Source organism: Dokdonella soli, assembly GCF_039523175.1.
Lineage (GTDB): Bacteria > Pseudomonadota > Gammaproteobacteria > Xanthomonadales > Rhodanobacteraceae > Dokdonella_A > Dokdonella_A soli.
In genome coordinates this window covers 137,449-159,618 of record NZ_BAAAEU010000004.1, presented here as the reverse complement: position 1 = coordinate 159,618, position 22,170 = coordinate 137,449, and the positions used below count along the sequence as shown (strand labels likewise).

Below are 22,170 nucleotides of genomic sequence, written 5' to 3'. Positions count from 1 at the left end.
GTTTCCTGGTCGAGTACGATGCGCGAGGCGATCCACTCCATTCCAGGGCGATGACGATGCGACTTCTGTTGGCCGCGGTGTTTCTATCCGTATCGATTTCGGGTTCTGCCGGAACAACGCAGCCGCTCAGGCAATCGTTCGATCTCGAGGTGCCCTCGCCTCCGATTCCGGTGATGGTCGATGGAAAAAGACAGCTGGTCTACGAACTCCATCTGACCAACTTCGCGCCCGTCGACCTCGAGCTGACGCGCCTGGACGTTCTGGATGCCGGCACGACTGCTGCGCCCTTGGCGTCGTGGCAAGGTGACCCGCTCGCAAGAAGGATCGGCATTCCGGGGGCCGGAAAGACCGGGGCGACACGCGTGATCGCGCCCGGCATGCACGCGGTGGTCTACATCGAAACCTCACTCGACAAGGCTGCCGCCATACCGCGAATGCTCAAGCACCGCGTCGCATTCGATGTGGTAGAGCCCGCCGGACGCGAACACGTGGTCGTACAAGGCGGAGACGCTGCCGTGGACCCGCATCCGGTGCCGGCCCTTGGTCCCCCGCTGCGTGGCGGACCATGGATCGCCATCTACGACCCGGCGGCGCGTCGCGGACATCGCCGCGTGACCTTCGCGATCGACGGTCGTGTCCGGATACCGGCACGCTTCGCGATCGACTGGATGAAACTGGACAGCGATGGTCGTTACGCGCGCGGCGATCAAGCGAAGGTCGCAAACTGGTATGGATACGGCGAGGATGTCCTGGCGGTTGCCGATGGCACCGTAGTCGCGACGCGCAACTCCATGGCAGAGAGCCCGATCCTGTCCGACGTTCGCAACGCCCTCGAGGACGCCAGTGGCAACTTCGTGACACTCGACCTCGGCGAGGGGCGATACGCGACCTACGAGCACTTGAGGCCCGGCAGCGTGCGCGCAAACCCGGGCGAACACGTCCGCCGCGGCCAGGTCATCGCTGCCCTCGGATATACCGGCGACTCGACCGGCCCGCATCTCCACTTCCATGTGAGCAACGGCAATGCTCCTCTTGCCGGCGAAGGCATGCCCTATGTCATCGCGCAATTCGATGCGATCGGCGCCTATCCGTCCATGGACGCGTTCGCGAAGAGCGAGCCATGGGTTCCCGAGCCGCAGAATGCAGCGCGGACGCGCCGCATGGAATTCCCTGCTGCAAACACGGTCGTCGATTTCGGCGCGGCAGCGAAGGAAGAGTCGAAGGCGAACAGATCCGAATAGTTGCCTTCGCTACGTTCTTCGCCCCTTTGGGGACCTCTGACAAGCCGCCATCCCGGCGAAAGCGGGGATCCAGCTCTACGGCAACTCGTCGAAAAACTGGATTCCGGCCTTCGCCGGAATGACGAGCTCTGACTTGTTCAGACCTTCCCTTTGGCGCTCAGTCGAAACCGTTGGCGAATATCAGGTCGGTCACGACCGTGATGGGCCCGTTCATCGCGGTGTGGTTGCTGCAGTTGTAGTGCAGGCTGTCGGGCGCATCCGCAGGAACCACGAAGGTCAGTGTCGTCGTGCCCGTTGCAGCATTGTTCGTCACGCCATTGCTGTACTGGCTGCCGAAGCCGGTCGTATCGATCGTGTTGATGTTGAAGGTATGGATCGAGCTGACGTTCTGCATGACGAACTCGTACGTGCTCCCTCGCAGCAGGACCAAGCTCGGATTGCTCTGGCCATTGATGAGCCACGCGCCCGTTCCGCTGTTGGCGACATTCAATGAAACGACGGGAGCAACGGCATGAACGGCGGCATTGGAACCGAGCAGGCAAAGAGCCAGCAGGGCTTTCGGCATGGTACGGGCAGCGTGGCTCTGGTGCGTGGGCATGTGACGTTCCTTGTGGGTCCGGTTGAAAGTAGGGGTTTCGGACCTGTCTGCACAGGCCACGGGTAAGTACCGCGGCAGGGCAATCAGGTTGCGCCAGGATGATCCGGGCCACACGTTTTTCTGACCTCCCTCACCTTTCCACGCCTTACACTGCGTGTCCTGCCTCGCTGGTCATTGCCCCATGCCCGATCCGGTCCGACTTGCAAAACGCGTGGCCGAACTGGCGCACTGCTCACGCGCCGAGGCCGAGCGCTACATCGAGAGTGGCTGGGTGTCGGTCGACGGGCACGTCGTCGAGAAACCGCAGCACAAGGTGTCGATCGAGATCGTGGAGATCGACCCGGCTGCCAGTCTCGAAACCCCGGAGCCAGCGACCCTGCTGCTGCACAAACCGGCCGGCTTCGATGCGATCAGCGGCGACAACCCCGCCGCGGCACTGGTGACCACTGCGACACGATGGGCCGACGACGCCTCCGGCATCCGCCTGCTCAAACGCCACTTCCATCGGCTGACGCCGCTGGTGCCACTCGACCGGGAAGGCAGCGGCTTGATGGTGCTGACCCAGGACGGCCGCATCTGGCGCCGCCTCACCGAGGACCGCGACCAGATCGAACAGGAATTCATCGTCGAGGTCAGCGGCGAAATTGCGCCCTGGGGACTGAGCCGCCTCAATCACGGCCTCGGCTATCAAGGCCGCGAACTGCCACCGTGCAAGGTGAGCTGGCAGAACGAGACCCGCCTGCGCTTCGCACTGAAAGCGGTACAGGGCGGGCAGCTCCGCGACATGTGCGCGCAGGTCAAGCTGGATGTCGTGTCGATCCGGCGCATCCGCATCGGCAAGATTCCGCTGGGCAAGATGCCAGTGGGGGAATGGCGGTATCTGCCGGTCGGCGAGCGCTTTTGAGGCCTGACGTGCCGAACCGGATGCGATCGGTCGAAATGTGTACCTGTGAGACTTTCGATCAGCGCAGTTGACTGTCCTTGCTGCCACGACGGTTGTAGCCGCTGGCGCCGCGCTGCTCGCGGTCGCGCGCGTCCTGGCAGGCCACGCACAGGCGCACGCCTGGCACAGCCTTGCGCCGTGCTGCGGGGATGGTCGCGTCGCACTCTTCGCAATGCTTCAGGCTCGGGCCTTTGTGCATCTGGCTGCGAGCGCGTTCGATCGCCTCCTTGACGGTCGCGTCGATCTGGTCCTGTACGGCGCCGTCGCCTGCCCAACCGGTTGCCATGATGTTCTCGCTGCCCGCCCTTCTGGATGGTCGTCGACGGGCAATCTACTCCGGTCGCTTCTCCTTGTCCCTGCCGGATCGCCTCCGAGTCCTCGCCCGCTGCAGCCGACCTTTCGACGAACTCGATGGCATGCCATCGCAGCGAACGATTGCGCGTTCGCGACAAGGCTGTCCAAATGCCGCCTCCTCGGTCGTCATCATGTCGGCGGCGTATGGTGCGCCGACCATCACGAAGGAGATTCCCGATGCAATACCTGTTGATGCTGTATGCAAGCGAGAACGGCTGGAACACGCTGACGAAGGCCGAACAGAAGCAGGGCGAGGCCGCCTACGCCGCGTATACGGAGGCGCTGAGGAAAGCCGGCGCGCTCGTGGGTTCAAACAGGCTGCAGCCGGTGGCGTCGGCGACGACCGTGCGCCTGTCGGGTGGCAAACCGCAAGTGATGGATGGACCGTACGCGGAATCGAAGGAACAACTCGGTGGCTACTACCTGATCGAGGCCGCCGATCTGGACGCCGCGATCGCTTGGGCGGCACGCTGCCCGGGCTCCGGACACGGCATTGTCGAGGTGCGTCCGGTTTGGGACATGGCGACCTATGGATTGCCGGACCGCGAGAAGATCCATGCTGCCATGTGACCGAATCTCCCTCGGCGGTTACGCGTGGCTGCGTCAGGGGTCGATCGCCTGAACGCGGCGGGCGAACGCGATGCTGCGGCGCGCGGAACGGCGGAAGCCGTCGCGCGCCGCAACTACGGCAAGCTGGTCGCGTTTCTCGCGGCGCGCACGCGCGACGTAACTGCGGCTGAGGATGCTTTGTCGGACGCGTTCGCCAGCGCATTGACAGAATGGCCGCGCAGCGGTTGTCCATCGAATCCGGAAGCGTGGCTGCTGACCGTCGCGCGCCGGAAGATCATCGATGGTGCACGCCACCGACGGATCGGCGAAACCGCGGCCGCGGACCTGCAGCGGCTCGCCGAGGACTTTGCTGCCGTGCCGGATGGCGGTGATATCCCCGACCAGCGCCTCGCCCTGCTGTTCGCCTGCGCGCATCCGGCCATCGAGGCCAGCATCCGCGCGCCATTGATGTTGCAGGCCGTGCTCGGCCTGGATGCGAAGCGGATCGGCTCGGCATTCCTGATGTCGCCGGCAGCGATGGGCAAGCGTCTCGTGCGCGTCAAGGACAAGATCCGCCAGGCCGGCATTCCGTTCCGCATTCCGGAACGCGAGGAACTCGCCAGCCGGCTCGTTGCCGTACTCGATGCGATCTACGCCGCATTCGCGGAAGGCTGGTCCGATCCGGACGGCGCCGATGTCGTGCGACGCGACCTTACCGAGGAGGCGACGTTCCTGGCGCGGCTTGTGGTCGAGCTGCTGCCCAACGAACCCGAGGCGCTGGGGCTGCTCGCGTGCATGCTGCATGCAGAAGCACGGCGCCGCGCGCGGCGCAATGCAGAGGGCGACTACGTTCCGCTCGCCGAGCAGGACACGTCAGCATGGGACGCGGCGATGATCGACGAGGCCGAGGTCCTGCTCCGGCGCGCCAGCGGATTCCGCTCGATCGGCCGCTATCAACTCGAAGCCGCGTTGCAATCGGCGCACGTCGATCGCCGCCGGACGGGACGCGCCAATTGGGACGCGGTGCTGGAACTCTACGATGCATTGTCGGCGCTGACCGCTTCACCGGTGGTAGCGATCAATCGCGCGCTGGCGATCGCTGAGCTGCATGGCGCCGACGCCGCGCTCGCCGCGATGCCGGACATCGCCGCCGACGCTCGGCTTGCCGACTATCAACCGTACTGGGCTGCGCGTGCTGAACTGCTGGCGAGGAAAGGTGCAGATGGCGACGCGCATCATGCATACGAGATTGCGATCGGCCTGGAGCGGGATGAAGCGGTGCGGCGTTTCCTGCAGCGGCGCCAGGCGATCCTCTCGTGCTGATCTCGCGCCGCGGCACGCCGCCTGTCTCACCGAACACTCGCGAATCCGCAGGGCCTTCACGCGCGCTCAACGCTTCCTTCACTTCAACATGAATCGTTGCCATCCTGAACGACGCGGGTTCATTGCCGAGTCGATTGCACAAGCCTAGGGTCTGCGGGCAGTTCGCTGCCGATGGTCATCGGGCCATCGCCCCTGAGGAGGTAAGACGATCATGGGTCACCAGAACAAACCGCAGACGTCCCCGCAGAAGCACGCGCCGATGCACAGCCCCGACCAGAAGATGCCCGGCCAGCACGACGACAAGCATCGCCACTCGCAGGGCAACCAGCCCAACGATCCGAACAGGACCAACCCGAACCCGGGCATGAAGAACCCGGGGCGCGACGACCGCTGACGTCAGCGTCGCGCACCGCCGCCGACGGGGATGTCGGCGGCGGCGCCACGACTCAGATCCCCACCTTGCTTTCCAGATGGACGACGCACGAACCTTCCATGACGAGGAAAGCCGTTTCGGCCATGTCGTTTTCGGCAGCAATGGACTTCATCCGGGAAGCCATCCATCACCATCACCGCGGCGGGATTTCCCGCAAACCGGCGGGTGGTGAAAGCGTCAATCTGGAATATCGGCGTATGCATGGAGGCGGTTTTACTGAATGGGATCGGGTTTTCGCCGATATTTACACGAAAATCAGCATTATTTCGCTCTCAATGGCACGCAATATGCTTTCACCCATGCGCTTGTCCACGAAGGGGGTTGAGGCATGAACAGCAATGTTTTCCGTCTTACGGCCTGCGCAGCGGTCCTGGCCTTCGCTGCGGCATCGTCATTCGCAGGAGCCGCCGAAGGAGCCGGCTGTGCCTTGCGCGCTGCCGGACCGCAGGGGCAATCCGGCGCGGCGCTCGGGCACGTCAATGCCGACGGCAAGTGTGTGTCAAAGGTAGAACCCAAGGCAAAGGCCGAGCCCAAGGCAAAGGACGACGGTGGACTGGAAGCCAGCGCCCAATGCCGCGACCTGACGTACAGCTACAGCAAGCGGAGCAACAGCACGTGCTCAAAGCATGGCGGCGTGCTGGAGTGGCTTGCGCAGCAGTAAACCGGGTCAGCTACGTTTTCTGGCCCCGGGAACGCCTTGCAGTGCCGGCTTGGACGACCAGGCCGGCGCGGCGTTCCATTTGCTGTTCGATGAACGCCTGAATCGCGCCGAGCGCGCCTGAATCGCCTCGAGCGCAGCGAGCGGCGATGATCGCCGGCGGTCATCGCTTCGCCCGGTCCGCGACACGCGCTTCGACGAAGCGCACGAGCGCGTCGTTGAATTTCGCGGGCTCGTCGTAGAACACGGCATGACCGGCGCCATCGACGACGACGCTGGTCGCGTTCGGGATCGGCTGCCGAATCTGCACGTCCTTGTCCGGCGCGGTGCCGGCGACGACCAGGAGCGTCGGCACGTCGATGCGCTCGAACGCCCGCCGATAATCCTTGCCGAAGAAATCGAGCGTCAGGTTCGCCACGCCGATACTGCTCGGAGTGCGCAGGCCCGCGGACACGATGTCGGACAATTCGTTCGGCGAAAGCGGCTTCCTGAAAACGTACGGCATCATCGCCTGAAGGTATTCACGCGGCGAGCTCGCGTAGATCGGCATGCGACCCAGTTCCTCGCCCGCCGCCTTGCCATCGAGCGCTTCCGCGCCGCCGGAAACCGCCGCATCGACCAGCACGAGTCCACCGACGTCGTGTGTTCCGAACTTCAGTGCGTAAGCGGCGACGTCCTGCACGCCTTGCGACCAGCCGACGATGATCGGCTGCTGCAGATGCAATGCCGCGATCAGGCGGGAAATGTCTTCGGCCCGATCATCCGGGCTGTTCGCATGATCCAGGATCGTCGAGCGGCCCTGCGAACGCGGATCGAATGCGACGAGGCGATAGCGATCGCCCAGCGCAGCGAATTGCTTGTGCCAGATGTCGGCCGTGAAGCACCAACCCGGAACGAGCACGATCGGCTGCGATTTCGCCGGGCCGCTCTCGATCACGCGCAACTTCACGTCCGCCGACACAGGGACGAGCCTGTCCGATTGCGCCGGCTTCGATGCCGCAATGGCGGTATTTGCAACAACGTGACCCAGCAACAGAGAGCCAGCCAGCACGAGAACACTTCGGGATGCCATGAGAATCTCCGGAACGGCAACAAGACGAATGAGACGTGCGCGACGCGCCACTATGCCAAACCTGCCCGCTTGGCTGGACTCCGTTCATCGCGCCTCGCGCACGACTCGCGGAGATCCCGGCACGCCGTCTGCGAGATTCGCTTCCGGTATACCGCGCCGGGTGTCATTCCGACTTCGCGATTGCATCATTCCAGCGACGCTTGGATATCGCCGGACTCCACATCTGCCTGCGCTTCCTGCGCCGACTCCTGCGGCCCACGCCGCAGCAGCAGCGCGAGCAACGCAGCACAGGCTGCAAACATCGCGCCGGACAGGAATGCCAGGTGATAGCCATCATTCACTGCCATCGTCGGTGCAGCGCCGGATTCGCTCAAGACACTGGTGCGCGCGGCTGCGAGACTGGCGAGGATCGCAAGGCCCAATGCACCGCCCATCATGAACGACGTGTTGACCAGGCCGGATGCGAGGCCGGCTTCACCCGGCTCGACGTCGCTCATCGCCGCGAGCAGCACCGGATTGAGCGCCATGCCCGCGCCGATGCCGAGCAGCACCATGCCCGGCAGCACGTGTGCGACGAATTCGCCGTTCGTCGGCGCGAGCGCGAACGACGCGAGACCCGCGGCGGCCAGCAGCAGACCGATACCGATGGGCTTGCGGATGCCAAAGCGCATCACGAGCTTCGCCGACAGGCCGAGGGAGAACGCCGCCATGATCAGGTTGGCCGGCAGGAACGCCAGCCCGACCTGCATCGGTCCGTAGCCGAGCACGAGCTGCATGTACAGCGCAGAGATGAAGAACCACGCGAACATCGCCGCCGCCCACAGCACGCCGATCACGTTCGCCGTCGCGACGTTGCGCAGGCGGAACATGCCGAGCGGCATCAATGGCGCGCGCACGCGCGATTCGATCACAAGGAACGCCACCAGCAACGCCAGGGCGGCGGCCAGGAGACCCAGCGTCTGCGACGAACGCCAGCCGACCTCGTTGCCGTTGACGATCGCGTAGACCGCGAGCATCAACGACGCGGTCACGCTGATCGCGCCCGCAAAGTCCAGTCGTTGCGTCTGCCCCGGCGCGCGCACTGCCGGAATCAGTTTCACGCACAACGCGAACACGAGCAGGCCGATCGGCAGGTTGACGAGGAAGATCCAGTGCCAGCTGAGCGTGCTGGTCAGCACACCGCCGAGCAGCACGCCGATGCTGCCGCCGCCGGCGCAGACGAAGCCATAGACGCCCATCGCCTTCGCGCGCTCGGCCGGCTCGGTGAACAGCATCATGATCAGCGACAGCGCGACCGACGTGACCACCGCGCCGCCAAGCCCCTGCACCGCCCGGGCCGTGACCAGCATGCCCTGCGTGTGCGCCAGTCCGCAGGCGAGCGACGCCAGCGTGAACAACGTGAGGCCGACGAGGAACAGGCGCTTGTGTCCATACAGATCGCCAAGGCGTCCGCCGAGCAGCAGGAATCCGCCGAAGGTCAGCATGTACGCGTTGACGACCCAGACCAGCGTGGTTCCGGTGAATTTCAGATCTTCGCGGATCGAAGGCAGCGCGACATTCACGATCGTCGTGTCGAGCACGATCATCAGTACGCCGAGACACAGCACGATCAACGCTATCCAGCGTTTGCCGGCATCAAGGTGAGTCGTCAAGGCAAATCTCCTGGCCAATGGTCGATACGACCTGCGGACGGAGTCTTCCGCAGGTCGCATGGTCAGCGCCAGTCAGCCGGGTTGCCCGGCTTCGGATCTGGCCCCTGTCGACACGACGAATGAGCCGGGGCCAGATCGACATCGCAAGCTCGAGGCTTGTCGCAAAGTCGCGTTGTCCAGAGGTATCGACGCGGGACGTAACCGTCTCAGTCCCATTTCCTGGTTGGCAGGGTCGCCATCACCTGTATTGCACGTCGCCGTCCTTGATCGCGTCCAATGCCTCATGCCGCCTGCCGCCGCGCCTGTTCCGACGGAAACGGATCGCGCCACGCCGGCAGAGCCATCAGCTGTCCGTGCCAGCGCACGATTTCCGCGTAGTCCTCCAGCGGCATCTGCGCTTCCCGGGCGTACGGCAGCATCCGCGCGACGAAGAAATCCGCCAGCGTCAGGCGATCCCCAAGCAGGTACGCGCGGCCTTCGAGGTGACTGTCGAGCACCCGCGCGAACTGATGGAAGAACCGCGTGGCCTCCTCGATCGCCGCTGCGTCCGGCTCGCCCAGACCGAGCCGCGGCTTGATCACGCGCTGGAAATACAGGCCGCCGGCATGCCGCGAGAAATGCGCCAGCTCCCAGCTCAGCCATCGGATGACCTCGGTCTGCCCCGCTTCATCCTTCGGCCAGAGATCGCTGCCGGCCTTGCGCGCGAGATGACAGGCAATCGCCCCTGCCTCCCACAGCTTCAGGTCGCCATCCACCAACGCCGGCACCTTGCCGTTGGGATTGATGGCCAGGTACTCCGGTTGGCGCTGTTCGCCTTTGGTCACGTCCACCCGCACATAGTCCAGCGGGAGACGCAGATGACGAGCGACCGCACACGCCAGGCGCGGGTTGGGGGTTTCGAAGTAGTAGAGCTTCATGTCGGGTGTCTCTCGTTGGTGGGGTTGCCTTCGTGCCCCACTCTAGGCACAAGCTTCATATGTTCAAGAACATATTCAGGCCCCGGACTAGACTCACCGCCATACGCACAGGATGGCTCCCATGCCCTACACCGCCGAACACAAACTCAAGACCCGCGAGCGCATCGTCGAAAGCGCACGCGCGCTGTTCAATCGCCGCGGATTCGTCGAGGTCTCGATCGACGAGATCATGGCCCACGCCGGGCTGACACGCGGCGGCTTCTACAACCACTTCCCCAGCAAGGAGGACCTGTTCGTCGAAGTCGTGGGCGCCTATCAGCACTTCAACCCGGCGGCGCGCTGGGACGGGGTCGAGTTCGATCCATGCAGCGGCGGCAGCACCTTCGCCCGGCAGCTGATCAACGTCTACCTGTCACGCATACACCTGGACGACGTCGACGGCCATTGCCCGATGATCTCGCTGCCTTCCGACGTCGCGCATGCCGGTCCGCGCGTCAAGGAGGCGTACCGCAAGCTGGTGGAAGGGATGACGGGCGTGTTCGCCGCTGGCATGCCGCACGCCAACGGCGATGCGCAGCAACGCGGCCTCGCATTGACCGCGCTATGCGTGGGCAGCATGGTCCTCGCGCGAACGTTCGAAGATCACGCCTTCCGCGACGAAATCCGCGAAGCCGCGCGGACGATGGCGCTCGAACTGGTCGACGGGCCTGCATGAACCAGCGCCCGGCGCGGCGCTCCTCTTCGCCGCGCTCATCCTGCGCGGTGGCTGCGCTGTGGCCGAGCACGCGCAAAAGCCGCCGCGCCGCCCCAGACGCGCCGCGCGGAAACGTCGGAGCCGCACGCAAGGCGCGGCTCCGCGCTTCGTGTCATGCCACGCAGCGGAAGTCCGGACCACGCTCCATCAGCTGGCGCACTTCGCACTCGATGTTCCATTCGTCGCCATGGACTCTCAGGAAGCGCTCGGTCAACGCGATCGCCTCTTCCTTCGACTTCGCTTCAAGCAGCGCGTAGCCGCCGAGCACCTCCTTCGTCTCGGTGAACGGGCCGTCCACCTTGCTCAGCTTCCCGCCGGCGAGCCGCACGCGCACGCCATTCGACGTGGGCGTGAGCCCGGCGGTGTCGAGCAGCACCCCTGCCTTGGTCATCTCTTCCATCAGCTTGCCCATGTCGGCCATGAGCTGTTCGCTGGGCTGCAGGCCCGAGTTCTCGTTGATCCGGATCACTGAAAGGAATCGCATCGTCGTGTCTCTCCTGTTTGTTGCGGAGCCGGGGCACCGAAGGATTTCGGTGCGCTGAACCCAACTCTTGTCCATACGACGAACGGGAAACGCGCAGATCGACATTTCAAATTCATCCCGGCACCCACGATGGCGCGATGGGCCGGGGAAATGAAAGCTTAAGCGTCGGTTCGGACTTCGCTGCTGCCAGGCGGAGCACCGCGCCACAGATTGAGCGAACCCCACGCGAGCCAGGCGACGATCAACGTGATGACGCCTTTCTGCTGCAAACCGCGTGGCGACAGATGGCCGAGCGCATAGACCAGTAATGCGACGAATGCCACGGACGCCAAAACGAACGCGAACCCGAAATGCCGGCGCCAACGTTCGTCATGACGCAAACGCCAGGACTGCAGCTGCATCGCCACGGTGACGCACAGGAACGTGGTCTGCGCCGCGACCAGATGAACCCACTCCCACATCGCGGCCTGACCGCGGGTCTTGGCCGCCTCGCTCAGCGCAGTCACCACGAGCGAAACCGCGCTCACGACGAACAGCAGCAACGGCGCCGCACTGCGCGCCGAAGGCGACAGCTCGCGATAGAAGCCGATGCCGAGTGCGACCAGCGTTACGGCCAGCGCGACATAGACCGCCTGGACCGCGTCGCCATAGGGACCGACCAGGTAGTAACTCAACGGCGCGGCGATCCAGTCCAGGTCCGTCCGCAGGAACTGCACCGCGAGGCAGACCGTCGCGAACACGGCAACTCCTGCGAGTCCGACGATGCCAAACGATCGCGTGTGGCGCGTCTGGAAAGGCTGGGTCGGATGTTCCATCGGTATTTCCTGTTGTCCTGGCAAACACGACGGCTGGCATCAAGAATCGAACGCACAGTGTCGCGAGGGCGTGAGAGCAGCGGCGTTCCGATGCCTACCAGCGGTTGAACCAGTCTCCCGTCCACATCCTCAAATCGCCGATGCTGCTGGCAGCGGTCACGTTGTGCGACATGCCGTCCGCGAGGATCAGCTGCAATCGCTGCGCGTCGCGCGCTGCATACTTTGATTTCAGCGCGGCATGCAAGTCGGTTGCGAGCCGCGGAGTCAGCGTCGCATCGGCCGTGCCTTGCACGATGAGCAGCGCGACGGGCGGATGCCCTGCGGCGATCTCGCCTACGCGACCCACGGCGTCGGTACGACGCGCCAGCTCGTGCGCAGCATCGTTCCAGGGATAGGGCTTTGCGGTCGCATTCTCGTACGCGCCGATCGACGCGCTGAGGCCGGTCGATGCATTCAGGATCACCGCGCTGCCGATCGGAACGTCGTGCTCGGCCAGAGCCAGCAGGACAGCCGCGCCGCCGCCCGAGAAACCAAACAAGCCGATCTTTTCATCGCGCGCCATGCAACCCATCGCGCGCAAGGCTTTCAACGCGGCCGGCAATTCCTTCGCCGCACCGACGACGACGGGCTCGAAGATCTGTGACGCGAAATCACTGGCTTGTCGGCGTTTCAGGGCCTCGACCCCGCCTGCCTCGGCGCGTTTGCCGAACAACGGCAGCCCCAGATACACCTTGATCGCCGGCACGTCGTCCAGCGGCAGCGCGTCCATCAGCGCCTGCTCGCTCGCCGGCGGACCGAAGCCATGCCAGAGGACGATGGGCGGCTTCGTTATCGTCTTCGGCACGCGAAGGAGAGCCGGCACGCCGGCCAAGGTCGTTTCGATGGTCGCGACCTGATCGCTGCGTGTCGCGAGGGATCGGCACGAGGGAGTTTCGTTTGCCGCGAGGCATGCGTTCCATGGCAGAAGCATTGCGAACATGAGCGCGGTGAGCGCGCATGAAGATAGGGCCCTCAAAACGTGCTCTCCTCTGAACGGGGTCACGGACTCTACCTGCAGAGCACCGGCGATGTGCAGGCCGAAAGGTCATGCATCGACCCAGCGTGGCTTCGACCTGCGTTTGGAATCGCGCAGAACCCAAAGCGCGCTGCTGCTGAACCTAGGCGCGTTTCCCGGCGGCCCGATCCGCGCACATCACCCCGTCCGCAGCCCGGAAGCGTCTCTGGCCCCGTTCTTGAGCGCCGACGGCACCAGCGGTGTGACATTGTCTTGCCGTTGCGCCGTGGCGCGCTCTTCCAGCCATTGCAGCAGCGGATTCCAATCCTCGCGATGTGCGCGGGATACGCTGCTGTCGTCGTCGAACACGCTCCTTCCGCTGTCGGCGAGGCCCACATAGGTTTGAGAATCGCGCACTCGTATCTTCGCGGCCTGGGTCATGCGTTCGAGCGTGGTCTCGAGTTGCTTCGCCGAGTTCGAGCGTTCTCGCAGACGGTTTGCGATCAGCGCAACGCGCAGTCGTCCGCTGCGCACCTCCTGCAGCTTGCGCACCATGTCGATGAACACCAGCGTGGCGCGCAGATCGATCGGTGACGGCACGACCGGTATCAGCAGAACGTCGGCATGCCGCGCGAAGCGCTCGAACTCGTGGGCGCGAAGGCCGGCTGGCGTATCGATGAGCAATACATCGGTCGTCGGCGGGATGCGCAGCAGCCAGCCGGCACTCAAGCCGTACGAGGGATCGTTGCTGGCCAGCGCATGCACGGGCGCCAGATGCGCGGCGCGCAGTCCGCACCATGCAAGCGAAGAGCCCTGCGGATCGCAGTCGACCAGGGTGGTGCGCTTGCCGCTACGCGCGAAATGCCCGGCCAGCGTAGTGGTCAGCGTCGTCTTGCCGCAGCCGCCTTTGCTGTTGGCCACGAGGATCCGAAACATGCGCTTCCCCCGGATGCGGGCATTGCGCCCGCGTGCCGAGTCTACGGAATCCAGTCGGATACTTCGGTGTTCGGCGGCACAATTCGTTGAAATGAGGTCGTTCCGCTCCGAAGGGTCTCTGGCTCACTCGGACCTTGTTCTTCTGACCTGTTCTTCACGGATATCCGCTGGACGTCCAACGGACGTCCGCAGCACAGATCCACCCGCCGTCCATCCGCCACGGTGGCCCTTGCCGTGCTGGCACGCTCCTTGCGAAAGGCGAATCGACATCCTTCCCGTTGCTGAGGCAAACGCCCTTGCAACGGCGGCAGGAGTCCACATCGTTGTTCGCCCTACAAGGAATCACGTACTCATGAATCACCTGTTCGCCCTGTTCGCATTCGCACTGTTCCTGTCGATCAGCCCGCGCGCCTTCGCCGATGAGTGCAAGGAGACGTCGCGCTATGCCGACGCCCGTGCGATCGTCAAGGACCTCGATCACATCGTCGCTCCCAACGGCGTGCAGGAGTCGTACAAGACCCGCATCGGCGGCATCGACCAATGGCTCAACGTGCGCGGACAGGACAAGGCCAATCCGATCCTGCTGTTCATCCATGGCGGCCCCGCCTCGCCGCTGATGCCGACGCTGTGGCAATTCGAGCGTCCGATCGAGGAGTACTTCACCGTCGTCAACTGGGACCAGCGCGGCGCCGGCAAGACCTACACCCAGCAAGATCCGAATGCCTACAGCGACAGCATTCATATCGACCGCTACGTCGACGACGCGATCGAAGTGGCCGAGTACGTGCGCAAGCGCTACGGCAAGCGCAAGGTGGTGTTGGCGGGCCACAGCTGGGGCACGGTCATCGGGATGCATGCCGCGCTGAAGCGGCCGGACCTGTTCTACGCCTACGTCGGCATCGGCCAGAACGTCAACACGCTCGAGAACGAGCGCGTCAGCTTCAACTTCGGCCTGGAGCAGGCCAAGGCCCATGGCAACACCGAAGCCATCAAGGAGCTGACCAGCATCGCTCCCTACCCCGGCGACCAGCCCCTCACGCGCGAACGCATCATCATCGCCCGCAAGTGGCCGCAGTTCTACGGCGGTATGAGTGCGTTCCGCGAAAGCTCCGACTATTTCTTCAACGCGGCCCTGCTCTCGCCCGACTATGAAGACCGCGACCGCTGCGCCATCGACCAGGGCAACGTGTTCAGCCTGGGACGTCTGCTCCCGGAGTTCCTGGCCGTCGACTTCACGAAGGTCCACTCATTCCCGATCCCCTTGGTGATATTCATGGGCCGCCATGACTACACCACGCCTTCGGAGCCCACTGCCGCTTGGCTGCAGCAGGTCAAGGCGCCCTACAAGCAAGGCGTGTGGTTCGAGAACTCCGCACACATGATTCCGTGGGAAGAGCCGGGTAAGACCGTGATCAGCCTGGTGCAGTACGTGCGGCCGCTGGTGAAGGATGAGGAAGGCGCCAAGCGCTGAAAAATGAAAACGGGGTCAGAGTTCCTTTCTCCCAAAATGCGTCTCTGACCCCGTTGTTCTGTTGTTCTTATTCGAAACCGTTCGCGAAGATGTAGTCGTGCACGATGGTGCCGGTCGCCGGGCTGCCGGCGAGTGTCGTCTGAAACTGCGTATTGAGCAGCACCGAGATGGTGCCGTTATTGACGTTCGCGACGGTCAGATCCGGCTTGCCATCGCCATTGATGTCCTTGACCGCCACGGCGATGGAGCCCGATCTCGTGGTGTAGGTTTGCTGGGCGGCGAAGCGGGCTGTCGTTGCGCCTGTCACCGTCGTGTTCAACAGCACGGAAACGGTGCCGTCGTTCTGGTTTGTCACGACCAGGTCTGGCCGGCCGTCGCCATCGACATCCGCACTCGCGACACAGGTCGACTTGGTCCCAGCGGCGAACGTCTGTTGCGTGCTGAAACTGAGCGTCGTGGCGCCGGGTGCACTGGTATTGAGCAGAACGGACACCGTGTTGTCCACGCTGTTGGCAACGACCAGATCCGGCATGCCATCACCGTTGACGTCGGCGACCGCCGCCCAGTACGGCCCGCGCCCTGTCGCGAAGGCCTGTCGGGCCGCGAAGCTCGGCGTCGCGGCACCCGGCGGCGTGGTGTTGAGAAGCACCTCGACGGTATTGCTACTGTAGTTTGAAACCACGATATCCGGCTTGCCGTCGCCATTGACGTCGGCAATGGCTACCGAACCCACACCGTTGCCCGTCGCGAAAACCTGCTGTGTGGCGAAGCTCGGCGTTACGGCACCGGGAACGGTGGTATTGAACAGGACCGAGACCGTGCTGTCGTGCGCATTGGCAGTCACGATGTCGGGTTTTCCGTCCCCATTGAGATCCGCCGCAGCGACTGAAAACGGAAACGCGCCCGTACCGAAGTCCTGGTGCGTGCCGAACGATACGGTGGTGGCGCCCACCGTCGTCGTGTTGAGCAGCACCGAAACCGTATTGTCGGTTTCGTTCGCGGTGATCAGGTCGGGCTTGCCGTCGCCGTTGAGATCCGCAACGGCCGATGCGCGGGGCCCTGATCCGGTGCCGAAGGACTGTGTCGGAGCAAGTGCTGGCGTCGCTGCACCGGGCGATGTCGTGTTGAGCAACACCGAAACCGTGTTGCTGGCCAGATTGGCAACGACCACATCAAGGATGCCATCGCCGTTGATATCGACGACATCGGCCGAAACCGGTAGCGGACCCGCTGAAATCGATGGCGAACCGACGAATTTCGCCACCGCTGTGCTCGACGTGCCCGCATTCAAAAGTACCGACACCACGCCGCCGCTGGCATTGCCGACGATCAGATCCGGATGCCCGTCGCCGTTCAGATCGGCGGTGGCGATCGACGCAGGGCCGTTGAGCGCAACGAAGTTCTGCTGCTCGACAAAGGCTGGCTTGTAAGAACCCGGTGCCGTCGCATTCACCAGCACCGATATCATGTTGCCGGTCGTGTAGGCGATGATGAGATCGGGCTTGCCATCGCCGTTCAGATCGGCGAAGCCAACGGACGAAGGGCCATTGCCGGTGCCGACGCTCTGGCTGCCCGCGAACGTCGCAAGCATCGCGCCCGGGGGTGTCTTGTTAGAAAACACCGACACCGTGTTGCTCGCCGTATTCACGAGGACCAGGTCCGGCTTGCCATCGCCGTTCACGTCGGCTGCGGCGACGAAGGTCGGCGCGATGCCCGCACCAAACGCCTGCTGGGCCGAGAAGCTGGGTGTCGCGGCGCCCGGCGCCGTCGTGTTGAAAAGCACCGACAGCGTATTGCCCGTGGTGTTCACGACGATCAGGTCGAGTCGGCCATCGCCATTCATGTCGGCGACCGTGACGGATGCGGGACCCGAGCCGGTGGCAAAGGCGTGCTGGCCGGCGAAACTTGGCGCGGTGGCGCCGGGCGCCGTGGTGTTGAACAGCACCGACACGGTGCCCGACGCGGCGTTCGCCACCACAAGATCGAGTTTGCCGTCGCCGTTCAGATCGGACGCCGCGATCGACGAAGGACTGCTGCCGACGGCGAACGTCTGCCCGGCTGCGAAGCTGGCCGTGGTCGCGCCGGCCGCCGTCGTGTTGAGCAGCACCGACACCGTGTTGTCGACCGTGTTCGCGACGATCAGGTCGGGCCGGCTATCGCCGTTCACATCGACGGCAACCACGGATCGAGGGCCCGAACCATTGGCAAAGGTCTGCTGGACGGCGAAGCTCGGCGTGGTGGCGCCCGGCGCCGTCGTGTTGAGCAGCACGGAGACGGTGTTGTCGCCCCGGTTCGTGACGATCAGGTCAGGCTTGCCGTCTCCGTTCACGTCGGCGGCGACCGCGCGGATCGGCGTCGTACCGGCGGCAAAGGACTGCAACGCGGTGAAACCGGGCTGCGGCCCGATACCGACAGCTCCCGTCAGCAGCAACTGGAACGTGAGGTCTCCGCCGGTGCTGTCGAGCGGACTCACCGTGACCGGGATGGTCGCGCCGGTCGCGCCAGCGGGGACCGTGATGAATCCGGAGGCCGTCGCATAGTCGACGCCCGCCTGGGCCGTACCATCGAGCGTTTGATAATTCAGTATCGCGTCGTACACGAGGTCTCCACCGCGCGTGACCGGGAACAGCAGCGGTACCGGCGTGCTGCTGGTGTCCTTGGTCCCGCTCGCTACCGTCAACGTGGTGGTGTCCGCGTTTGCGGACGACGCCATGCAAAGCGCCAGCGTGGCCAGAAGCAATACTCGCCCACGATAGAGCCTGACGCGCTCGACGTCGCGTGTCTTCAAAAACATGAATACCCCCTGAGGTGGGGCCGGCAGGCCCGGATTTCTCCTGCGAGGGTGCGGTAAATCGAAGCGGTTCGATATCCCCGAAATTGGGTGTTTTCTCCGGGAATCCGCTTCCGCTATCGAACCGGAAGTCGGCCGGCGAGCGCGTTGTGTATCGCGACGCGGGTCCGCCCCGGCGCGGACTCGATATGGAATTCGCCGCCGAGACGCCGCGCCCGCGCCTGCATGCTCTGCATCCCTGCCCCCGTGCTTGGCTCCGCGCCAACGCCTGAACCGTTGTCGGTCACCGCAACGGTGAGCACACCCGTTTCGTACTGCACGGCAACGTCAACCTCGGTGGCACCGCTGTGCTTGAGGCTGTTGGTCAGCGCTTCCTGGAGAAAGCGCAGCACATCGAGGGCCTGCGCAGACGGCAGATGCAGCGTATCGAGACCGGCCGGTGACCATCGGCAGACCACACCTTTGGCATCGAGCAGCCGCGTCATGCGATGGCGCAGCGGCACGAGCTGTTCGCCGAAACTGCCGCTGCTTTGCGGGTCGTACGCGGAGGTGTCGACGATCAAACGCAGCTCATCGCGCAGGTCGCGCAGGAGTTTGAGCAGATAAGGCACCGACAGTTTCTGCGGCGCATGCTCGATCGCGGCGATGCTGCCGGTAAGCGAACCGCCGAGACCATCGTGCAGATCGCGCACCAGATTCAGACGTTCGCCGATACGCGCATGGGTCATCTCGACTTCATGCTGGCGCTGCAGGTTGTCGGCGAGTTCGCTGCGCGCGGCATCCACGTCGTGCTGCAATTTCACGTTGAAGTGTTCGATGCGATCGAGATTGCGCGCGTAGCGCCAGGCGAGTACCGCGGCGATGCCCAGCGTATTGGCGAACGCCGTGGCGTCGGCGTAGTAGTCGTTAGCGAGGAAGACGATGCGTTGCAGGGTGAGGATGTCGTGCACGGCAGCGAGCACGTTCAATAGCGCGACCACGGACAAGACGCGTGGTTCGATCCGCTTGCCTCGCCAGGCCAGCACGAGCAACAGGACATTGGCTGCGGTCGCGAGCAAGCCGGACGCGATGATGAGCTGCACGCGATAGCCGTCGCTCTGCGCCGCGGGCAACAGCAACAAGAACGCGATCCCGAGCGCGATGCCCACCCACATGGCGAACTCGGCGCGCGGCCAGCGCCGTTCGCAAAAGCGCAGCACGAACATCGTGAAGGTGCCCGCGAACAGCGGCAGAAAGCAGGCGTTGATTACGGCCCAGGTGTGATTGCTGGCGAACGGCCATGTGCTGGTCACGATGAAATTGGCCTGCCAGCCGAGCCAGATCAAGGTACTCAATCCGTACCAGCCGAACGCCACCTCGCGCCGGCGCATCAACCACAGCATGATGAAGAACACACCGAGCGTCGCATCGACCGCGAACACGAACCGCAACCCGTCGACACGACGTGCCAGGTAATGCTCGTACAGCGCGCGCGCCGCATCGACCGCGCCGACCGAAACCTCGCCGATGCCCGGACCATAGGTGGTCAGGCCGGAGACGCGAATGAGCAAAGTGTTGTGCCCGGCCTTCAGCACCGGCGGTTCGAGAACGAAAAAGCGCGGCGTCTTCCAGGCTCGCGAGAGCGGCTCGACCAGGTTCGCATCGCGACCCACGAGGATGCCGTTCACGTAGACCGCACCGGCCATGTTGATGTATTCGAGCGTCAGCGCCGTCGGCTGCTCCGCGTCGGCCTGCTCCCATTGCAGCCGATACCAGACAACGCCATCGAAGCCGGGCCAGCGGCCGTTGATGAAATCCGGAATCGACACCGGTTGCCATCCGTCGGCCGGCGCCCGCATCGTCTGCCAGTCGCCGCGCGCGACCTCGGCCGAGGTGATCGATTGCAGCCCGCGCTCCTGCGCCACGCCGGACATGGCGTGAAGACTCGCCCACAACAGCAGCCCGCACGCCAGCAGTTTGCGCAGGATCACCGGCATGTCACGCCCATCGACCTGCGGCCGTGCATGGCCTAGCGCAACAACCCGAGAGACCGCGCCTGATGAATCGCTTGCGTACGCGTACTGACCCGCAGCTTGCGAAAGATGCTCTTGATGTGACCTTCGACGGTCAACGTGGAGCGCGATAGCTTTTCCGCGATTTCGCGACTGATAAGGCCCAATGCCACGAGATTGAGGATTTCTTCTTCGCGTCTGGTCAACCGGCCGGCGGGACCTGCGCCTGCCTCGCCCGACGGCGTTGCGACAGGCACGGGCGCCATGCCGAGGTGTCGCAAAATATACTTGGCGACGAATGGATCGATCGGCGCACCGCCGCGTTGAATGCTGCGCAATGCAGCGATGAGTTCGCTGTCGTCGCGTTCCTTGAGCAGGTAGCCCGCCGCCCCGGCGTGCAGCGCCGCAAGAATGAGATCCTGCGTTGCGAACGTCGAAACGACCACCGCGGTCGCGTCGGCGTCACGACCGCGCAGCCACTGGATGAAGTCGATGCCGCTGCCGTCGGGCAATACGATATCGACCAGCGCCAGCGCGAACCGTTGTGTATCGAAGCAATCCCTGGCCTGCGCCAGATCACCCGCGAAATGGATGCCGTCTCGCGCTATGTCCAGCGCCGTCAGAATCCGCGCCAGACGTTCCTGCGTGCGCGGATCATCTTCGACGACGAGCGCTGGGTGCAATGCAAGCTGAGGCGCGTCGTCGTTCGATTGGAGCATACCGTCCGAGGGGATTTCCGAATCGCAGGTTTCGGAGCGGCATTGTAGAGCAACATCGGATCGGGACTATCCGGGATGCCCGGACTATCGGGAATCGCGGCGTGACAGCTGCACGCGCCGGCCTGAGCCGGAGACATCATTCGCGAAATCAGTGAACGATCTGGACAGAGGCAGAAGGCCCAGGCGTTCAAGCGCCGCGCAGCGCACGGCGCGCGAACAGCACCGCGATCACGCCGAACACCATGTGTGCAACGACGCTGTAGGCGATCGTGTCCATGTGCGTGAGCGACGGTGCGCGGCCAACGCGCGACAACGGCATCACGACGAAATTCATCACGATGTACAGCACGACGCCGTAGGCAGGGCCGAGCACGAATGGCCTCCGCAAGAGTGCCGGCACGCGGCGCGCGACCGACGCATAGATAACGACGAACATCGACGCCATGAACAGATGCAACGCCGCTCCAAGCACAGCCGACGGAACACCCCCTTCGTAACTGGCCTTGCCGAGCACGCCGACTGCGATCGTCTGGAACACTTGCACGAAACCGGTCGCATTCCACGAGAACCACACGGTGATCGCAAACGCCATGTCGCCAAGCGCGATCAGCAGGCCGCCCAAGAACACCTGCGGCCAGTCGAGGGAGCGGCACAGGACGTATGGCTGCGCGGACATGGGCGAAACTCCGGTGGATGATCGGCGTGGTTGCGAGTCGAGTCTCGCATGGGCGCATGTGGCAGCAGTTGCGCGATCAATGTGCCGGAAGACACCGCAAACGCTCACCAGCAAAGGGCCGCAGCAAGGGGACGGAGGCAATGACCCGTCATAACCTGCACCCCGTTCAGAACGACCCCATCGGATCCTTCAACAGCGCGACCTCAGCTAGAGTCGAGGGTCGGCCCAGAATGGCGTTGCGGTGGGGAAACCGGCCGAAGCGCTCGATGATGGTCTTGTGGGCGATGGCGTAGCGCGTCCATTCCGCATTGCCCAGCGTCTCGATCAGACGGAGCGCCAGCTCCTGGTCGCCGATGGCCTCGCTGTGTTCCAGAGGAAGGTAGAGAAACATCCGTTGCGGTGTCGACAGCCTCGCATCGAAACCCGACGCGATGGCCGCCTTGGCGATCCGGCACGCGATGGGATCCGTCGCATAGGCGCGCGGGTCGCCCCTGAACATGTTGCGCGAGAACTGGTCCAGCACGATCACTGCGGCGAGAGCTGCGCGTGGCGTGCTCGCGTCCGCGCCGGTCTGCGCCAGCAGGCATTCGTGCAGATCGAGGAAGCGATCGCGGATCCACGCATCGAGGTCAGGGTCCTTCGCGAACCAGTGCGTTTCCGACAGTTCATCGAACCAGAAGCGCAGGACATCGCCGACCCACGCCGGCTCGGCGATGGCAGGTCCGGCATGGCCGTCGTTCATGCATCCTCCTTCCTCACTCCGGCGCTCCGGCGGGCCCGCCATCCGCAGCGATTCGGC

The 22,170-nt window shown here is 64.3% G+C and carries 23 protein-coding genes; 9 read left to right on the top strand and 14 right to left on the bottom strand.

Annotated features, from left to right (window positions below; genetic code table 11):
* The first annotated feature begins 50 nt into the window (after positions 1–50).
* Complete coding sequence (locus ABD002_RS04225; protein ID WP_343787488.1) at positions 51–1,241, top strand: M23 family metallopeptidase; 1,191 nt, start codon at positions 51–53, stop codon at positions 1,239–1,241.
* Positions 1,242–1,398: 157 nt separating this feature from the next.
* Here ABD002_RS04225 and ABD002_RS04220 read toward each other — a convergent pair whose 3' ends face one another.
* Positions 1,399–1,839, bottom strand: coding sequence for a hypothetical protein (locus tag ABD002_RS04220; RefSeq protein ID WP_343787486.1), 441 nt, complete (start codon positions 1,837–1,839; stop codon positions 1,399–1,401).
* A gap of 181 nt (positions 1,840–2,020) precedes the next feature.
* On the opposite strand from ABD002_RS04220, the gene ABD002_RS04215 reads away from it, so the two are divergent.
* Positions 2,021–2,743 carry an rRNA pseudouridine synthase gene (locus ABD002_RS04215; RefSeq protein ID WP_343787484.1) on the top strand — a complete coding sequence of 241 codons (723 nt, stop codon included), beginning with the start codon at positions 2,021–2,023 and terminating at the stop codon, positions 2,741–2,743.
* Between the two features lie 58 nt (positions 2,744–2,801).
* Here ABD002_RS04215 and ABD002_RS04210 read toward each other — a convergent pair whose 3' ends face one another.
* Complete coding sequence (locus tag ABD002_RS04210; protein ID WP_343787482.1) at positions 2,802–3,068, bottom strand: DksA/TraR family C4-type zinc finger protein; 267 nt, start codon at positions 3,066–3,068, stop codon at positions 2,802–2,804.
* Positions 3,069–3,313: 245 nt separating this feature from the next.
* Between ABD002_RS04210 and ABD002_RS04205 the strand changes: the two genes are divergently transcribed.
* From ABD002_RS04205 to ABD002_RS04185, 5 genes are all read left to right on the top strand, one after another.
* Positions 3,314–3,706, top strand: a complete 393-nt coding sequence (locus ABD002_RS04205; protein WP_343787480.1) for a YciI family protein — start codon at positions 3,314–3,316, stop codon at positions 3,704–3,706.
* A gap of 24 nt (positions 3,707–3,730) precedes the next feature.
* Entirely contained in the window at positions 3,731–5,008 is a 1,278-nt protein-coding gene (locus ABD002_RS04200) for an RNA polymerase sigma factor (RefSeq protein WP_343787478.1), read from the top strand.
* A 211-nt stretch (positions 5,009–5,219) separates the two neighbouring features.
* Positions 5,220–5,402, top strand: a complete 183-nt coding sequence (locus ABD002_RS04195) for a hypothetical protein (RefSeq protein ID WP_343787476.1) — start codon at positions 5,220–5,222, stop codon at positions 5,400–5,402.
* A 98-nt stretch (positions 5,403–5,500) separates the two neighbouring features.
* Positions 5,501–5,773: a hypothetical protein gene (locus ABD002_RS04190; RefSeq protein WP_343787474.1), complete on the top strand. Its 273-nt coding sequence runs from the start codon at positions 5,501–5,503 to the stop codon at positions 5,771–5,773.
* Positions 5,770–6,102 carry a DUF3761 domain-containing protein gene (locus ABD002_RS04185; RefSeq protein ID WP_343787472.1) on the top strand — a complete coding sequence of 111 codons (333 nt, stop codon included), beginning with the start codon at positions 5,770–5,772 and terminating at the stop codon, positions 6,100–6,102. The genes ABD002_RS04190 and ABD002_RS04185 overlap by 4 nt, the downstream gene beginning before the upstream one ends.
* 160 nt (positions 6,103–6,262) lie before the next feature.
* On the opposite strand, the gene ABD002_RS04180 is transcribed toward ABD002_RS04185, so the two are convergent.
* The 3 genes from ABD002_RS04180 to ABD002_RS04170 form a co-directional block, all read right to left on the bottom strand.
* A complete protein-coding gene (locus ABD002_RS04180; RefSeq protein WP_343787470.1) occupies positions 6,263–7,171 on the bottom strand; it encodes an alpha/beta fold hydrolase in 909 nt (302 codons plus the stop codon).
* A 185-nt stretch (positions 7,172–7,356) separates the two neighbouring features.
* Positions 7,357–8,823 carry an MFS transporter gene (locus tag ABD002_RS04175; protein WP_343787468.1) on the bottom strand — a complete coding sequence of 489 codons (1,467 nt, stop codon included), beginning with the start codon at positions 8,821–8,823 and terminating at the stop codon, positions 7,357–7,359.
* A gap of 281 nt (positions 8,824–9,104) precedes the next feature.
* A complete protein-coding gene (locus ABD002_RS04170; protein WP_343787466.1) occupies positions 9,105–9,740 on the bottom strand; it encodes a glutathione S-transferase family protein in 636 nt (211 codons plus the stop codon).
* 121 nt (positions 9,741–9,861) lie between these two features.
* Between ABD002_RS04170 and ABD002_RS04165 the strand changes: the two genes are divergently transcribed.
* Positions 9,862–10,455: a TetR/AcrR family transcriptional regulator gene (locus ABD002_RS04165; protein ID WP_343787464.1), complete on the top strand. Its 594-nt coding sequence runs from the start codon at positions 9,862–9,864 to the stop codon at positions 10,453–10,455.
* Positions 10,456–10,606: 151 nt separating this feature from the next.
* Here ABD002_RS04165 and ABD002_RS04160 read toward each other — a convergent pair whose 3' ends face one another.
* The 4 genes from ABD002_RS04160 to ABD002_RS04145 all read right to left on the bottom strand — a co-directional run bounded on the left by ABD002_RS04160 (position 10,607) and on the right by ABD002_RS04145 (position 13,723).
* Complete coding sequence (locus ABD002_RS04160; RefSeq protein ID WP_343787462.1) at positions 10,607–11,083, bottom strand: YciI family protein; 477 nt, start codon at positions 11,081–11,083, stop codon at positions 10,607–10,609.
* Between the two features lie 53 nt (positions 11,084–11,136).
* Positions 11,137–11,793 carry a DUF998 domain-containing protein gene (locus ABD002_RS04155; protein WP_343787460.1) on the bottom strand — a complete coding sequence of 219 codons (657 nt, stop codon included), beginning with the start codon at positions 11,791–11,793 and terminating at the stop codon, positions 11,137–11,139.
* A gap of 94 nt (positions 11,794–11,887) precedes the next feature.
* Positions 11,888–12,655, bottom strand: a complete 768-nt coding sequence (locus ABD002_RS04150; RefSeq protein ID WP_343787458.1) for an alpha/beta hydrolase family protein — start codon at positions 12,653–12,655, stop codon at positions 11,888–11,890.
* Between the two features lie 330 nt (positions 12,656–12,985).
* Positions 12,986–13,723, bottom strand: coding sequence for a nucleotide-binding protein (locus ABD002_RS04145; protein ID WP_343787456.1), 738 nt, complete (start codon positions 13,721–13,723; stop codon positions 12,986–12,988).
* A 352-nt stretch (positions 13,724–14,075) separates the two neighbouring features.
* On the opposite strand from ABD002_RS04145, the gene ABD002_RS04140 reads away from it, so the two are divergent.
* On the top strand, positions 14,076–15,194 hold the full coding sequence (locus ABD002_RS04140) for an alpha/beta fold hydrolase (protein ID WP_343787454.1): 1,119 nt from the start codon (positions 14,076–14,078) through the stop codon (positions 15,192–15,194).
* Between the two features lie 67 nt (positions 15,195–15,261).
* Here the strand turns inward: ABD002_RS04140 and ABD002_RS04135 are convergent, their stop codons facing one another.
* The 5 genes from ABD002_RS04135 to ABD002_RS04115 all read right to left on the bottom strand — a co-directional run bounded on the left by ABD002_RS04135 (position 15,262) and on the right by ABD002_RS04115 (position 22,155).
* The gene (locus ABD002_RS04135; protein WP_343787452.1) at positions 15,262–17,907 is read right to left on the bottom strand and encodes a beta strand repeat-containing protein; all 2,646 of its coding nucleotides are present in this window, start codon (positions 17,905–17,907) and stop codon (positions 15,262–15,264) included.
* 194 nt (positions 17,908–18,101) lie between these two features.
* Positions 18,102–19,961, bottom strand: coding sequence for a sensor histidine kinase (locus ABD002_RS04130; RefSeq protein WP_343787450.1), 1,860 nt, complete (start codon positions 19,959–19,961; stop codon positions 18,102–18,104).
* 32 nt (positions 19,962–19,993) lie between these two features.
* Positions 19,994–20,695, bottom strand: a complete 702-nt coding sequence (locus ABD002_RS04125) for a response regulator (RefSeq protein ID WP_343787449.1) — start codon at positions 20,693–20,695, stop codon at positions 19,994–19,996.
* 187 nt (positions 20,696–20,882) lie between these two features.
* On the bottom strand, positions 20,883–21,371 hold the full coding sequence (locus ABD002_RS04120) for a hypothetical protein (RefSeq protein WP_343787447.1): 489 nt from the start codon (positions 21,369–21,371) through the stop codon (positions 20,883–20,885).
* A 166-nt stretch (positions 21,372–21,537) separates the two neighbouring features.
* Complete coding sequence (locus tag ABD002_RS04115; RefSeq protein ID WP_343787445.1) at positions 21,538–22,155, bottom strand: DUF924 family protein; 618 nt, start codon at positions 22,153–22,155, stop codon at positions 21,538–21,540.
* Positions 22,156–22,170 lie beyond the last annotated feature (15 nt).

Coding starts and splice junctions, on each gene's coding strand:
- ABD002_RS04125 (WP_343787449.1), bottom strand. CDS start 20,695: ATGCTCCAATCGAACGACGACGCGCCTCAGCTTGCATTGCACCCAGCG.
- ABD002_RS04165 (WP_343787464.1), top strand. CDS start 9,862: ATGCCCTACACCGCCGAACACAAACTCAAGACCCGCGAGCGCATCGTC.
- ABD002_RS04140 (WP_343787454.1), top strand. CDS start 14,076: ATGAATCACCTGTTCGCCCTGTTCGCATTCGCACTGTTCCTGTCGATC.
- ABD002_RS04120 (WP_343787447.1), bottom strand. CDS start 21,371: ATGTCCGCGCAGCCATACGTCCTGTGCCGCTCCCTCGACTGGCCGCAG.
- ABD002_RS04220 (WP_343787486.1), bottom strand. CDS start 1,839: ATGCCCACGCACCAGAGCCACGCTGCCCGTACCATGCCGAAAGCCCTG.
- ABD002_RS04210 (WP_343787482.1), bottom strand. CDS start 3,068: ATGGCAACCGGTTGGGCAGGCGACGGCGCCGTACAGGACCAGATCGAC.
- ABD002_RS04185 (WP_343787472.1), top strand. CDS start 5,770: ATGAACAGCAATGTTTTCCGTCTTACGGCCTGCGCAGCGGTCCTGGCC.
- ABD002_RS04205 (WP_343787480.1), top strand. CDS start 3,314: ATGCAATACCTGTTGATGCTGTATGCAAGCGAGAACGGCTGGAACACG.
- ABD002_RS04170 (WP_343787466.1), bottom strand. CDS start 9,740: ATGAAGCTCTACTACTTCGAAACCCCCAACCCGCGCCTGGCGTGTGCG.
- ABD002_RS04225 (WP_343787488.1), top strand. CDS start 51: ATGACGATGCGACTTCTGTTGGCCGCGGTGTTTCTATCCGTATCGATT.
- ABD002_RS04195 (WP_343787476.1), top strand. CDS start 5,220: ATGGGTCACCAGAACAAACCGCAGACGTCCCCGCAGAAGCACGCGCCG.
- ABD002_RS04180 (WP_343787470.1), bottom strand. CDS start 7,171: ATGGCATCCCGAAGTGTTCTCGTGCTGGCTGGCTCTCTGTTGCTGGGT.
- ABD002_RS04215 (WP_343787484.1), top strand. CDS start 2,021: ATGCCCGATCCGGTCCGACTTGCAAAACGCGTGGCCGAACTGGCGCAC.
- ABD002_RS04135 (WP_343787452.1), bottom strand. CDS start 17,907: ATGGCGTCGTCCGCAAACGCGGACACCACCACGTTGACGGTAGCGAGC.
- ABD002_RS04190 (WP_343787474.1), top strand. CDS start 5,501: ATGACGAGGAAAGCCGTTTCGGCCATGTCGTTTTCGGCAGCAATGGAC.
- ABD002_RS04130 (WP_343787450.1), bottom strand. CDS start 19,961: ATGCCGGTGATCCTGCGCAAACTGCTGGCGTGCGGGCTGCTGTTGTGG.
- ABD002_RS04115 (WP_343787445.1), bottom strand. CDS start 22,155: ATGGCGGGCCCGCCGGAGCGCCGGAGTGAGGAAGGAGGATGCATGAAC.
- ABD002_RS04155 (WP_343787460.1), bottom strand. CDS start 11,793: ATGGAACATCCGACCCAGCCTTTCCAGACGCGCCACACGCGATCGTTT.
- ABD002_RS04160 (WP_343787462.1), bottom strand. CDS start 11,083: ATGTCGATCTGCGCGTTTCCCGTTCGTCGTATGGACAAGAGTTGGGTT.
- ABD002_RS04145 (WP_343787456.1), bottom strand. CDS start 13,723: ATGTTTCGGATCCTCGTGGCCAACAGCAAAGGCGGCTGCGGCAAGACG.